Origin of the sequence: Sphingomonas sp. UYEF23 (genome assembly GCF_040546165.1) — a bacterium.
Taxonomy (GTDB): Bacteria; Pseudomonadota; Alphaproteobacteria; order Sphingomonadales; family Sphingomonadaceae; genus Sphingomonas; species Sphingomonas glacialis.
Window position 1 is genome coordinate 248,820 of the sequence record NZ_JBEPNG010000002.1, and the last position, 13,097, is coordinate 261,916.

The 13,097-nt window shown below is 65.0% G+C and carries 13 protein-coding genes; 6 read left to right on the forward strand and 7 right to left on the reverse strand.

Features of this window, described 5'->3' with window-relative positions; all coding sequences use genetic code 11:
• Positions 1–615: 615 nt before the first annotated feature.
• The 3 genes from ABIB28_RS04355 to ABIB28_RS04365 are packed head-to-tail and all read left to right on the forward strand — an operon-like array spanning position 616 to position 3,796.
• Complete coding sequence (locus ABIB28_RS04355) at positions 616–1,284, forward strand: TadE/TadG family type IV pilus assembly protein (RefSeq protein ID WP_354286637.1); 669 nt, start codon at positions 616–618, stop codon at positions 1,282–1,284.
• Positions 1,278–1,952 carry a TadE/TadG family type IV pilus assembly protein gene (locus ABIB28_RS04360; protein WP_133189825.1) on the forward strand — a complete coding sequence of 225 codons (675 nt, stop codon included), beginning with the start codon at positions 1,278–1,280 and terminating at the stop codon, positions 1,950–1,952. The genes ABIB28_RS04355 and ABIB28_RS04360 overlap by 7 nt, the downstream gene beginning before the upstream one ends.
• Before the next feature lie 26 nt (positions 1,953–1,978).
• Complete coding sequence (locus tag ABIB28_RS04365; protein WP_354286639.1) at positions 1,979–3,796, forward strand: TadE/TadG family type IV pilus assembly protein; 1,818 nt, start codon at positions 1,979–1,981, stop codon at positions 3,794–3,796.
• A 70-nt stretch (positions 3,797–3,866) separates the two neighbouring features.
• On the opposite strand, the gene dcd is transcribed toward ABIB28_RS04365, so the two are convergent.
• The gene (dcd, locus tag ABIB28_RS04370) at positions 3,867–4,421 is read right to left on the reverse strand and encodes a dCTP deaminase (protein ID WP_189675407.1); all 555 of its coding nucleotides are present in this window, start codon (positions 4,419–4,421) and stop codon (positions 3,867–3,869) included.
• A 154-nt stretch (positions 4,422–4,575) separates the two neighbouring features.
• Here dcd and ABIB28_RS04375 point away from each other — a divergent pair, with 154 nt between their 5' ends.
• Positions 4,576–5,211, forward strand: coding sequence for a hypothetical protein (locus tag ABIB28_RS04375; RefSeq protein ID WP_354286641.1), 636 nt, complete (start codon positions 4,576–4,578; stop codon positions 5,209–5,211).
• A gap of 121 nt (positions 5,212–5,332) precedes the next feature.
• Here ABIB28_RS04375 and ABIB28_RS04380 read toward each other — a convergent pair whose 3' ends face one another.
• From ABIB28_RS04380 to ABIB28_RS04390, 3 genes are read right to left on the reverse strand one after another with little or no spacing between them, the layout of a single operon-like run.
• Entirely contained in the window at positions 5,333–5,788 is a 456-nt protein-coding gene (locus ABIB28_RS04380) for a cytidine deaminase (protein WP_416194461.1), read from the reverse strand.
• The gene (locus ABIB28_RS04385) at positions 5,785–6,474 is read right to left on the reverse strand and encodes a glycoside hydrolase family 25 protein (protein ID WP_354286643.1); all 690 of its coding nucleotides are present in this window, start codon (positions 6,472–6,474) and stop codon (positions 5,785–5,787) included. The genes ABIB28_RS04380 and ABIB28_RS04385 overlap by 4 nt, the downstream gene beginning before the upstream one ends.
• A gap of 19 nt (positions 6,475–6,493) precedes the next feature.
• On the reverse strand, positions 6,494–6,976 hold the full coding sequence (locus ABIB28_RS04390; protein WP_354286645.1) for a UPF0262 family protein: 483 nt from the start codon (positions 6,974–6,976) through the stop codon (positions 6,494–6,496).
• A gap of 111 nt (positions 6,977–7,087) precedes the next feature.
• On the opposite strand from ABIB28_RS04390, the gene ABIB28_RS04395 reads away from it, so the two are divergent.
• Both ABIB28_RS04395 and ABIB28_RS04400 read left to right on the forward strand, forming a co-directional pair.
• Positions 7,088–8,596 carry a replicative DNA helicase gene (locus ABIB28_RS04395; RefSeq protein ID WP_010183874.1) on the forward strand — a complete coding sequence of 503 codons (1,509 nt, stop codon included), beginning with the start codon at positions 7,088–7,090 and terminating at the stop codon, positions 8,594–8,596.
• Between the two features lie 10 nt (positions 8,597–8,606).
• Positions 8,607–9,989, forward strand: coding sequence for an RNB domain-containing ribonuclease (locus tag ABIB28_RS04400; protein ID WP_354286647.1), 1,383 nt, complete (start codon positions 8,607–8,609; stop codon positions 9,987–9,989).
• A 237-nt stretch (positions 9,990–10,226) separates the two neighbouring features.
• Here the strand turns inward: ABIB28_RS04400 and ABIB28_RS04405 are convergent, their stop codons facing one another.
• From ABIB28_RS04405 to ABIB28_RS04415, 3 genes are read right to left on the reverse strand one after another with little or no spacing between them, the layout of a single operon-like run.
• Entirely contained in the window at positions 10,227–10,982 is a 756-nt protein-coding gene (locus ABIB28_RS04405) for a phosphoadenylyl-sulfate reductase (protein WP_354286648.1), read from the reverse strand.
• Positions 10,975–11,472 (reverse strand): DUF934 domain-containing protein, encoded by a 498-nt coding sequence (locus ABIB28_RS04410; RefSeq protein WP_354286650.1) that lies wholly within the window; start codon positions 11,470–11,472, stop codon positions 10,975–10,977. Before ABIB28_RS04410 ends, ABIB28_RS04405 begins: the two co-directional genes overlap by 8 nt.
• Complete coding sequence (locus ABIB28_RS04415) at positions 11,465–13,096, reverse strand: nitrite/sulfite reductase (protein ID WP_354286652.1); 1,632 nt, start codon at positions 13,094–13,096, stop codon at positions 11,465–11,467. The genes ABIB28_RS04410 and ABIB28_RS04415 overlap by 8 nt, the downstream gene beginning before the upstream one ends.
• Position 13,097: the final 1 nt, after the last annotated feature.

Here is a 13,097-nt window from a genome sequence, read left to right on the forward strand (position 1 = left end):
CGGCCCCCCAAGTCGCCATCGCCACAAGCCGTGGCGGCGAGTCGCAGGAGTGCTGCCCAGCGGCGCGAATAGCCGGCCAATCGCACCTGTCGTGCTCCAGGCGCTGGGCTCGATCGCCCCCCCAGACGCGTGTTTTACAAAGTCGAGCGTTGCCAAATCTTGCCTGATCCAGAGGAGTCACCAGCGGCGCGACACGCTGGTGCGCGTCCGATGCTGGCGCCGCTGCGAGGCCTGCGGAATCGCGGATCGAAAAGACCAGCCCGAAAATATCGCGAGCCGATCGATGTAGGATTGCGCCAATTTCGCGTTCGACCGCCCGTCCGTGGCGTACGCGCTTTGCACCCTCCCAAAAGCGCCCGTTCGTGGATGTTGGCCAATGGCCGCTTGCACCATGCTATTCCGAACGAAGTGCGGGGCCGCCCGGCTATGCTTGCGCCGAAGCAGGTTGCGGGCGCCGACGTCGCAAAAATGAAACTTGATTTATGTTTGAGGTCGATCCGATCAGGCGAAACCTCATGAGGATTGGCTGATCCGTCCCATTTAATACTGTTTTTCCAGGAGCATTAACGAAATCTGAAGCAGAAGAGACTTATCGATACCGCAAGGGGACCATCGGTGAAGCTATTGCGCGCAATTAACCGGGCATCATGCGGTCTCTCGCGCGTCGGGACTATTGCGAAACGGTGCGATGGGACTGCTGCGGTCGAATTCGCGATTGTCGGGCCGGCTTTTATCGGCCTTGTGCTCGCGATCCTCTATACTGCATTAATCTTCCTGGCGCAGCAGATGCTCGAGACGGCGGCCCTGGCGTCGGCGCGCTTGTTGCTGACAGGATCCGCGCAAACGATCCGACTGGCCAACGGCACCGTCGGACTGTCCGCGAGCGACTTGAAGAATGCGATCTGCAACGGGACCACCGGCACCAATTCCAGCGGCGCTGCCGTCACCATTGCGCCGTTGCTGCCACCGATGCTGTCGTGCAGTCGGCTCACGGTCAACGTCAGCACCGCGAACACGTACAATGTCGCGAGCACGACGGCTCCGACGTTCACCTACAACAGCCAAGGCGTCATAACGTCGACGAATACCGGCTATAACACCCAGTCGAACGGCAACGGGCAAAGCCAGATCGTTGTCCTGCAACTCATCTATCTGTGGCCGACGGGCGTCGGCCCCTTGGGTTTGAACCTCACGAACCAGCCCAACGGCAATCGCATGCTCGTGGCGACGTCGGTATCAACGACCGAGGCCTATTCGTGCAATTCGGGGCAGACCTCGTGCTGAGGCGCCTGGTCGATAGCACGCGCGGGGTCGCCCTCGTCGAGTTTGCAATGTGCCTGCCCGTGCTCATCGTCATGTATCTTGGCGGGTACGCCACGATGGATATGATCTCGTCGACCCGCAAGGTCACCACCGCGACGCGTTCGCTGGTCGACCTGGTCAGCCGAACCATGTCGCCAGCGATCATCTACAACAAGCCGCAAGACGCGAGCGCGACGTCGTACCTCAGCGCGAGCGCGGTTGCCCTGGCGCCGTACGCGCTCAACAACGCAACCGAGCAAATCTCGCTCCTGCGAATCTGCGACGCGACGCACGCCTATGTCGTTTGGACCCAGGCTCAAACGCAGACCGTCGATGGCAGCGCCGTGTCGGCGGTGACGTCGACCCACACCGCCGGGACGCTCCCCGCGAACCAGACACAGTCTGCCGCGAATGTGATTTCGATCCCGAGTTCGATGGTCACGGCCCCGATGGTTCCCGTTTCGCCGGACGGCTCGAACGTGTGCACGAACTTCGCGCCGGGCACCAGCACCAAGACCCAAGTCGGTACCGCGGGTGGCTGGCTGTTCGTCGGGACCGTCAACTACAGCTATACGCCAGGTGTCAGCGTCTTGTCCTTGCCGACGATGAGACTGACCGACACCATCTATATGTCCCCTCGTCTTTACTAGGTGTACGGATGATGAAGAGCGCTCGCATGTTTCAGCCCTGGGTTGCCGTGGTGAGGTTCCTTCGTCGGCTGAACGCCGACCGAAGGGGTGGCGTTCTCATGATCATGGGGTTTGCGATCATTCCGCTGACCTTCGCGACGGGTTTCGGCATCGACTATGCGCGCGCCATGCGGCTCCAGACGCATTTGAACTCCGCGGCCGATGCCGCGGCGCTGGCGGCGGTTTCGCCCGCGATGATCCTGCGGACGGGAACTGATCCGTCCGATGCAGCCTATGCCATGTTCGACGCCCAAGCCTTGGCGATCGGCGGCTATCAGGGGATACAACGGACCGTCACCATAACGGCCAGCGCCTCGGGCAGCGGCCAGACACTGGCGGCGCTCCGCACGGCAACCGTCTCCTACACCGCACAATCGATCAACATCTTTGGCGGGATCCTCGGCGCGACAACGCTGACGGTGCGTGGCACCGCGACGGCCAATGCAGCGCAGCCGCCCAATGTCGATTTCTACCTGGCGATGGACAATTCCCCATCGATGCTTCTGCCCGCGACGTCGGACGGGATCAGCAAGATTCAGAAAGTTACCGGCTGCGCCTTTTCCTGCCATGAATCGTTGCCGCACAATGATTCAATCAATGTCACGAACAGCGCCGGGCTGCAGGTATTATTGTCGTCTAGCTATTATACCGCCGGCGCATCCAACCAGAACGTATACTATCTCTATAATCCAACGACCAAGCTTCTCTTCGATAGTTCGCAAAAACCGCTAAATCCTGCGTCATCGTCATCGGTTTCTGGTCCCAGCACGACGGGTGGGACGTGGTTAAACCCAACGACAACGACGACCACTGTGACGACCGCAACCGTGGTTACCTACTCCATCACCGATAGTAACAGCGGGCCGGTTACGATCACCAAGACGACAGCTTCCACCCCGACGACGGTCGTCAAAATCACGCCGCCATTCGGTACTTCAACCACGACCAGCACGACCGGGAGCACATCGAGTTCGTCGTCTACCTATGACACCGGCTATTGGGCGGACGGCTATTGGCTGACGCACAATTACGGGCTCCTCTATGGGAGTCCCGCCAGCATCACGTTGCGCAAGGATGACGTGGTCTCCGCGGCCAGCCAATTGATCCCCTTCGCTGCAAATCAGGCCCAGCAGTTCAAAGTCACCTATCAAGCGCAGATGTTCTCGTTCGACTGGACGCGGTCGGGGAACACCTCTCCCGTCAAAACGCTGAATACGCTCACCAATGTCGCATCGTATGGCAGCAATTTCTCGGCAGCCTCATTGTTTCCGAACGATGATTTATGGTGGCAGAACAGCCAACCGACCAGCACGACGAACACCAACGATCAAGCCACCGAAATATCCAATATGCTGACGACGATGAACGGCCTCATCCCGACGGCTGGTTCAGGCGCGCCCGGGGTCACTCCACAGAAAATTCTGTTCCTCGTGACAGATGGCATGGTGGACCAGCCCAGCCGCTATTTCGGGCCGCTGCGGAGCAGTGATCAGACAATCTGCACGGCGATCAAGGCAAAGGGGATCAAGATCGCAATCCTCTACACCCAGTATCTGCCCGAGGCGCTGGCCAATGATGCTTGGTCGCAAACCAACGTCGCGCCGTTCCTGCCACCCCCTCCCGCGCCGTATTCGGGCAGCAGTGCGGGAACCTCGGACAAGGTGTTGACCGCGTTGCAGCAGTGCGCCTCGCCCGGGACCAACGGGGCCGCGCTTGTGCAGACGGTGACCGCCAACGACAGCATCATCACCGCACTCCAGCAGCTGTTCTCCACTGCGCTCCAGACTTCGCGCCTGGTCCAGTGATCGCGCAACGCCATCGACCGTTGCCGACGCGCGCGCCCGCGTCGTGCGGCACGCGTCCGCGGCGGCGCGCTTACAACCGCGGCAGCGTGACCCCGCGCTGTCCCATATATTTGCCCGCGCGATCGGCATAGCTCGTCTCGCACGGCTCGTTGCCTTCGAGGAAGAGGAACTGGCACGCGCCTTCATTGGCGTAGATCTTCGCGGGCAGGGGGGTGGTGTTCGAAAATTCGAGCGTGACATGCCCCTCCCAGCCGGGCTCGAGCGGGGTGACATTGACGATGATCCCGCAGCGCGCATAGGTCGACTTGCCGAGGCAGATCACCAGCACGTCACGCGGAACGCGGAAATACTCGACCGTGCGCGCCAGCGCGAAGCTGTTGGGCGGGATGATGCAGCAATCGGTCTTGCGGTCGACGAAGCTGTTGGCGGCAAAGTCCTTAGGGTCGACGATCACGCTGTCGATGTTGGTGAAGACCTTGAACTCGTCGGACACGCGCGCGTCATAGCCGTAGGACGACAGGCCGTAGCTGATGCAGCCGTCGCGCTTCTGGCCGTCGACGAACGGCTCGATCATCCCGGTGGTTAGCGCCTGCTCGCGAATCCAGCGGTCGGACATGATCGACATGTGAAGGCTCCCTGTTGGTTGCCGCCAGCCTGTCGCCGGAAATGCGGGGACGGGCAAGGCGCTATTGCGTGGACCTTGGTGTGCTGTCATAGTAATACACGCACGGGGAGATGGATCGATGCGACGATGGCATAGGCTTTTCAATCGCGGGCTTGTGCTGGCCGGGGTCGGGCTGGGCACCGTGGTGCTCGCGCCCGAGGTACTGGCCTTTCCGCATCGCCAGATTATCGGCGATACCGTCGTCTATTCCGAGCGGGCGCTGCCGGCGACGATGCCGCAGCTTCTGGCGCAATCCGACGCGCTGCTGCGCAAGAGCGCGATCTTCGGGCCGGGCTATGGTCGGCGCATCTTCCTGACCGATGGCGGCTGGCGCTGGCGGGCGCTCGCCTTGCAGGCGTCGGGTGCGTTCGCGCTCTCGCGCGGGTTTGGCGAGACGATCGTCGTCAACCGCAGCGATGCCGCGCGCGACGTGGTTTTCAACGGCGGGGCGATCGCGGGACAGCGCAGCCTGTCGGGCGTGATCGCGCACGAGCGCACCCACGGGCTGATCCGCGCGCGCTACGGCGTCGCCGCCGATGTCGTCTATCCAGCGTGGCTGCGCGAGGGATATTGCGATCTGGTGGCGGGCGGGGGGAGCCTGTCGGACCGAGATGCGGCGTTGCTCAAGGCGGAGCATCGCAGCGTTCCGGCGCTGCGCTATTATGACGGGCGCAAGCGCGTCGAGGCAGCGTTGCGCGCGAATGGCGGGTCGGTCGATGCGCTGTTCGCTGGGGCATCGAAGGTGGACTGACGCGACGCTCCCCGGCGAAGGCCGGGGCCCAGATGCGGGCGTTGCAGGGGTGGCGTCGCGTTCGACTACCGAACGCTCGCGACTGGGCCCCGGCCTTCGCCGGGGAGCGGCAACCTCGCGATTACGCTTTCGGCCCCAACCCCAGATCCGCCGGCCCGAAGGCATGCGGCAGCAATTCGCTCAGCAGATAGCGCTCGACCGCGTCGCCCTCGGCCGCGCCGCACCACACGACGATATCGCGCCCGCCGATCTGCGCGGCTTCGTTGATCACCTGGCGGCAGCGGCCGCACGGGCCGACCGGCGCGGTTCCCGTCGGGCGCCCGTCGGCGTCCATCGCGCCGCCGATCACGCCGATCTCGACCACGTCGCGGAAATCGCCTGCGCTGTTGACCGTGGCCAGCGCGACCGTTTCGGCGCAGAGCGACAGGCCATAGCTCGCATTCTCGAAATTCGCGCCGGTGACGATCCGCCCGTCGGCGAGCAGCACCGCCGCGCCGACCGCGAAGCGCGAATAGGGGGCGTGTGCGTTCAACGCGGCGGCGCGCGCTGCGGTGATCAAGGTTTCTTGCATCGTCATGGTGCCACTACATCCCAATGGACCGGCCCATCGACCCCGTCGATGCGCCGCATGTCGCTTGCCTGCCACATCCGCCAGCGCCTTGCCGGATAATCGGGCGGGAAGAAATCCTGCATCGCCCAGACCGGGCGGGGAATCGCCAGCGTCACGCCGTATGCCGCATCGAAGCGCTTGCTGACCTTGATCAGCAGCGGCTTGCCGGTATGCGATTCGACCATCGTGATGAAGCGCCGAAGCTCGTCGAGCACGATCGGCGCGGTCGGCCGCGCCGTGCAGTCGTCGCTGAAATCGAGCTCGAGCGCGGTGGGGAGCGCGCCATCGTCGCGCGCGACGATCGTGTTGAAGGCGTTGGCCTGGTCGGCGGCGAGGCGGCACAGCGAATAGGCATGGCTCGCGCCGCGGCGCATTCCCGTCTCGGCGACCGCGGACCAGTTCGCCTCGAAGCGCGGGTCGCGCTGATCGGCGGCGGTTGCGCGGACATAGGCGAAATCGGCGCCGCCGCGCTTGACGGCAAACCAGTCGATCTCGCCATTGGCGGCGGACACGTCGAGCCCCTGGAACGCGAAGCGGTCGGTCGGCCGCCAGCTCAGCGCGAGCACCCAGAGAATGATGGCAGCAAGGGCAAGTACGCCGGCGATCGTGGCGTACAGCCCGACCCGGATGCCCCACAGGCGATATTTTACCACGATAGTCCCGTTCGGGCGGTCAGCCCTTGATATGAAGTACGCAGATCAGCGTGAACAGCCGGCGGGCGGTGTCGAAGTCGATCTCGATCTTGCCCTCCAGCCGTTCCTTGAGCAGCTCCGCCGCTTCGTTGTGGATGCCGCGCCGCGCCATGTCCACCGTCTCGATCTGCGCCGGTGTCGCGTTTCGGATCGCCTGGTAATAGCTGTCGCAGATCGCGAAATAGTCTTTGATCGGGCGACGGACGCGCCCCATGCCGAGCACATAGGTCTCGAGATGGCGGTCGTCCGCGCGGTGGATCGCGATGCCGAGCCGGCCTTCCTCGACGCTGAGCGCGATCCGGTAGGGGCCGGCATAGCCATCGGGATACGCCCTTTGCGGCGCGAAATGGTTGCCTTCGATCAGATCGAAGATCGCGATGCGGCGCTCTTGCTCGATATCGGCCGACCGCCACAGGATCGTGCGTTCGTCGAGAGTCACGGCAATGATGCGCGGATCGGCCATGATTACGCCGTAGCGGGGGCGGGGCCAGGGGACAACATCCGCCCACGGGATTCACACCCGGGTGAGCGCAATCCGCTTGAGTGGGCAGGCGGCGAGTGGGATGAGAGCGCCATGGCCACAGCATTCCTCCCCACACCGCCCGTTCCCGAAACCGTATCGCTACCACAGAACGTCGAAGCCGAGGCCGCGATGCTCGGCGCGATGATGATCGACAACCGCCTCGCCGACGATCTGATCGATCGGCTCGACGCGGAACACTTTTTCGAGCCGCTCCACGGCCGCATCTTCAGCGCGATCAAGACGCTGCGCGGCAACGACATGCTCGCGAGCCCCGTCACGCTGCGCCCGATGTTCGAACAGGACGCCGGGATGCGCGAGCTGGGCGGCCCCGCCTATCTCGCGCAGCTCACCGGCTCGGGCGCAGGGCTGATCGGCGCGCGGCAGTTCGCCAAGCAGATCTACGATCTCGCGATGCTGCGCACGCTGGTGACGGTCGGCCGTGGCCTCGTCGATCGCGCGATGGATACGTCGGAAGAGGTCAACCCGCGCGCGCAGATCGAAGCGGCCGAGGAGGAACTCTACAAGGTCGCGTCGGACGGCGCGACCGAGAGCCAGACCAAGAGCTTCCTGCAGGCCGCCAAGACGACGCTCAAGATGGCCGAAGTGGCGCTCAATTCGGGCGGGCATATCTCGGGCATCACGACGGGGATCGAGAGCATCAACACCAAGATCGGCGGCATGCACCGCTCCGACTTGATGATCCTCGCCGGGCGTCCGGGCATGGGCAAGACCTCGCTTGCCACCAACATCGCGTTCAACGCGGCGCAGCGCTGGATGCGTGACATGGCCGACGGGATCGACCCCGAGCGCTCGCTGGGCGCGAAGGTTGCGTTCTTCAGCCTGGAAATGTCGGCCGATCAGTTGGCGGGGCGCGTCTTGTCCGAGCAGGCGCGAATCAATTCGGACGTGCTGCGTTCGGGCAAGATCAGCCGGCACGAATTCCAGGCGCTCGCGACGACCGCGGCCGAACTCGAGAATCTGCCGCTGTTCATCGACGATACCGCCAACCTGTCGATCGCCTCGCTCCACACGCGCGCGCGGCGATTGCAGCGGCGGCACAACAACCAGCTCGGGCTGATCATCGTCGATTACCTTCAGTTGCTGTCCGGCTCGGCGAAGAGTTCGGGCGACGGGCGCGTGCAGGAAATCTCGGAGATCAGCCGCGGGCTCAAGGGCGTCGCGAAGGATCTCAACGTGCCGGTGATGGCGCTGTCGCAGCTCAGCCGCGCGGTCGAGCAGCGCGAGGACAAGCGCCCGCTGCTGTCGGATCTGCGCGAATCGGGGTCGATCGAGCAGGACGCCGACATGGTGATGTTCGTCTATCGCGAGGATTATTATCTCAACATGGCGCAGCCCGAGATCCCGAGCGCGAACAGTCCGGCAGGCGTGCAGGACAAGCATGCGCAATGGTCCGAGCATCTCTCGCGCGTCGATGGTCTCGCCGAGCTGATCATCGCCAAGCAGCGTCACGGCTCAACCGGCAAGGTGATGCTCAAGTTCGAGCCGCACATCACGCGCTTCAGCGACGTGGTCGTAGGCGGCGGTGGCGGCGGCTATTGAGGCTGCGCGGTTGAAGACGCTCGTCGATTCGAACGCGGTGCTGGCCGCGGGGCTGCCGCTGATCCGGACGCAGTTCGGCGTGCCCGAGTCGTTTCCGCCGCAGGTGCTCGCCGCGGCGGAAGAGGCCGCCAAGCGCGTGCCGACTGCGCATGTCGATCGCACCGCCACGCCGTTCGTCACGCTCGACCCGGCGAGTTCGACCGATCTCGACCAGGCGTTTGCGATCGAGCGCAGCGGGGCGGACCTGTTGCTCCACTATGCGATCGCCGACGTCGCGTGGTTCGTCGACGATGGCGGGGTGATCGACGCCGAGGCGTGGAAGCGGGGCACGACGCTCTATCTGCCCGACGGCAAGGCCGGGCTCTATCCGCCGGTGCTCGCCGAGGGCGCGGCGAGCCTCTTGCCGAGCGGACCGCGGCCGGCGGTGGTGTTCACCGTGCGCGTTGCGCCCGATGGGACTCCGACACTCGACGGGGCCAAGCGGGCGATCATCCGCAGTCGGGCGAAGCTTGCCTATGACAGCGTGACCGAGGCCGATCTCCCGCCCGATTTCGCCGAACTCGCCAACCGCATCGCCACCGCCGAGGATGCGCGCGGCGCGAGTCGCGTCGATCCGCCACAGCAGGACGTGATCGCCGACGGGAAGGGTGGCTATCGGCTGGCGTTCGAGCCGCGGTTGCTGTCCGAGGACCGCAACGCCGCGCTGTCGCTCGCGACCAACCTTGCGGTCGCTGCGCTGTTGCACGCGCACCATACTGGGCTGTTCCGCGTGATGGCCGGGCCGGACAATCGCGCAGTGCAACGGCTGCGCAATGTTGCGCTAGGGCTTGGGTTGGAGTGGCCTGCCGCGCTGACGCTTTCGCAGTTCGTCGCGACGCTGTCTGCCGCCGACCCGGCGCAGGCCGCCTTCATGATCGCCGAGCGGCGCAGCGGGGGCGGGGCGACCTATACGCCGTACCGCGATGGCGTGATCCCGTGGCATGCGGCGATGGCGGCGACCTATGCGCATGCGACGGCGCCGCTGCGCCGGCTGGCAGATCGCTATGTCGTGCGCGCCGCGCTCGCCATCGCCAACGGACAGCCGGTGCCCGAGGTGGTGACGCAGGCGTTCGAGACGCTCCCGCCGGTGATGGCGCGCGCCGATGCGATCGGCGGGCGGATCGACCGCGCGGTGATCGACCTGGCCGAGACGGCGGTGCTGCAGGGGCGCGAGGGCGAGATCTTCTCCGCGGTGATCGTCGATGCGGATGCGCACGGCGCGCGGGTTCAGTTGTGCGATCTTGCGGTACTGACGAGCGTCAAGACCGCGGGCAAGCCGGGTGAGACGATCTCGGTGCGGCTGGTGGCGGCGGACACGACGGCGCGGACTTTGAACTTCGAGCGGGTATCGTAAGGCGAAAGCACGCAAAGAGGCGACGAAGCAAAGGACCGGCGCACGGAGGCTTTAATCGCGGTGCACCGCGGTGTTCCTCCCCTTCCTGGAAGGGAGGGGCCGGGGGTGGGTCGGCCCGTGGCACGGGTGACCTTCCTATTGAGAGCAACCCACCCCCAACCCCTCCCTTCCAGGGAGGGGAGTCAGAACGGCGGGCTGGCTAGGACTGTCTGCGTTCACTGCAGCGGGGTCATACGCCTAAAAAACCGGCTCCTCGCCCGGCTTCTCGGGCACGTGAATCCCGCACTCGACCTTCTCCCACCCGCGCCAGCGGCCCGAGCGCGGGTCTTCGCCCGGCAACACCTTGCTCGTGCACGGCGCACAGCCGATCGAGGGATAGCCTTCGGCTTCCAATGGATGCCGCGGCAGCCTGTGCTCTTCGAAATAGGCGTCGAGCTTGGCCTTGTCCCACGCCGCGAGCGGATTGAGCTTCAACCGACCCTCATCCTCCTCGAAGCGCGGCATCGCCTGGCGCGTGCCCGCCTGGAAGCCCTTGCGGCCCGAGATCCACGCATCGAACGGCGCCAAAGCCCGGCGCAATGGCTCGACCTTGCGCAGGTCGCAGCAGCCGTCGGGGTCGTAATTCCAGCGCAAGCCCGTCGCATCCTTCGCCGCGAGCAGCCGCGGATCGGTACGAAACACGCGCAGATCGGTGAAACCGAGCGTCTCGGACAGTTCGTCACGATACGCGAGCGTCGCGCCGAAGATCTTCTGCGTGTTGAGGAAGATCACCGGAATGTCCTTGTCGACCTGCGAGATCAAGTGGAGCAGGACCGCGCTCTCCGCGCCGAACGACGAGACCGCCGCGACGCGCCCCTTGAGCTCACCCGTCAGCAACTCGCCGAGCATGTCGCGCGTGTCGACGCCGGCGAAGCGCGCTTCCATCGCCGCGGCATCGGCGGGCGAGAAGGGCGCGACGTCGATCAGGTCGAGCTTGCGCAGCGCGTTACCCATGCCGCCGCGCCCAGATCGGCACGCGGCCGTCGGCGGCCTTCTGATAGACGTTCTCGTAGCGCTTGAGCGAAGCCTCGAGCGTTGCCGGGTCGATTTCCGATTCGGGCGCGAAGCTGTCGAAGCCGCAGCGTTGCATCAGCGGCATCTGGTCGACCAGCACATCGCCCTGCGCGCGCAGTTCGCCGGTATATCCCGCCTCGCGCAAAATCCGCGCCGACGAATAGCCCCGCCCATCGCGGAAGCTTGGGAAGCTCACCTCGATCAGCGCGATCCGGTCGAGATACGGCAGCAGCGCGCGCGCATCGTCGCCCGCCTCGAGCCGTACCGCGGTCGCGTTGGTCTGCGCATCGAGAAATGCGTCGAGCGTGACGGCAGGCTCGTCGAAACTCGCTTCGCCCCGGCGCAGGCCGGGGCCACCCTGAGGCTTGGCCTGCGCGTCCAACGCAGCGGCCCCGGCCTGCGCCGGGGCGACGGTGACGGGCTTATCCATAAAGCGCTTCCTTGAACGGCTCCATGCCGATGCGGCGATAGGTATCGAGGAAGCGTTCGCCGCCCTCGCGCTGCGCCAGATAGACGGTGGTGACCTTTTCGACCGCGTCAACCACGCCGTCCTCGTCGAACCCCGGGCCGGTGATCTTGGCGAGGCTCACATCCTCAGCGCCCGATCCGCCGAGCGAGAGCTGGTAATTTTCGACGCCCTTCTTGTCGACGCCGAGAATGCCGATGTGCCCGGCGTGGTGATGCCCGCAGGCATTGATGCAGCCGCTGATCTTGACCTTCAACTCGCCGATGTCGCGCTGGCGTGCGGGATCGGCAAAGCGCTCGGTGATCTTCTGCGCGAGCGGGATCGAGCGCGCATTGGCGAGGCTGCAATAATCGAGGCCGGGGCAGGCGATGATGTCGCTGATCAGGTCGAGATTGGCGGGCGCGAGGCCGGCCGCGTCGAGCTGCTGCCAGATCGTGTGGAGATCGGCCTTGCGGACGTGCGGCAGGACGATGTTCTGCGCATGCGTCACGCGCAGTTCGTCGAAGCTGTAGCGCTCGGCGAGGTCGGCCATGAGGTCGATCTGCTCGGCGGTCGCGTCGCCGGGGATGCCGCCGGTCGGCTTGAGGCTGATCGTGACGATCGCATAGCCCGGCTGCTTGTGCGCGGCGGTGTTCTGGTCGACCCAGACCGCGAAATCGGGGTCGCTGCGGTCGATCGCGTCCGCTGCATCCGCTTCGTACGCGGGGGGGGCGAAGAAGGCAGTGATCCGGTCGAACTCGGCCTTGGGCGGATCGAGCCCGAGCGCCTTGACCGCGACGAACTCCTCCTCGACCTGGCGGCGATATTCGTCGGGGCCGATCTCGTGGAGCAGGATCTTGATCCGCGCCTTGTAGATATTGTCGCGCCGGCCGTAGCGATTGTAGACGCGCAGGCACGACTCGAGATAACTTAGCAGATCGTCGCTGCCGACAAAATCGCGGATCTCATGGCTGATCATCGGCGTGCGGCCCATGCCGCCACCGACGAAGATCTTGCCGCCGAGCTCGCCGTCACGGCGGACCATCTGGATGCCGATGTCGTGCAGCCGCATCGCGGCGCGATCCTCGTCGGCGCCGATCACCGCGATCTTGAACTTGCGCGGCAAATAGGTGAATTCGGGGTGGAAGGTGCTCCACTGGCGCAGCAGCTCCGCCCACACGCGCGGATCGGTCACTTCGTCCGCGGCGGCGCCGGCGTACTGGTCCGACGAGATGTTGCGGATGCAATTGCCGCTCGTTTGGATCGCGTGCATCTCGACCGTGACGAGCTCGGCGAGGATGTCGGGCGCGTCCTCGAGCTTGATCCAGTTGAACTGGAGGTTCTGCCGCGTCGTGAAATGGCCGTAGCCGCGATCGTATTTGCGCGCGACATGGGCCAGCATGTGCATCTGGCGGCTGTCGAGCGTGCCGTACGGGATCGCGACGCGCAGCATATAGGCGTGGAGCTGCAGGTAGAGTCCGTTCATCAGCCGGAGCGGCTTGAACTGGTCCTCGGTGATCTGGCCCGCAAGCCGGCGCTTCACCTGGTCGCGGAATTCCTCGACGCGGGTGTCGACCATCTGCTGGTCGTATTGGTCGTATTTATACATC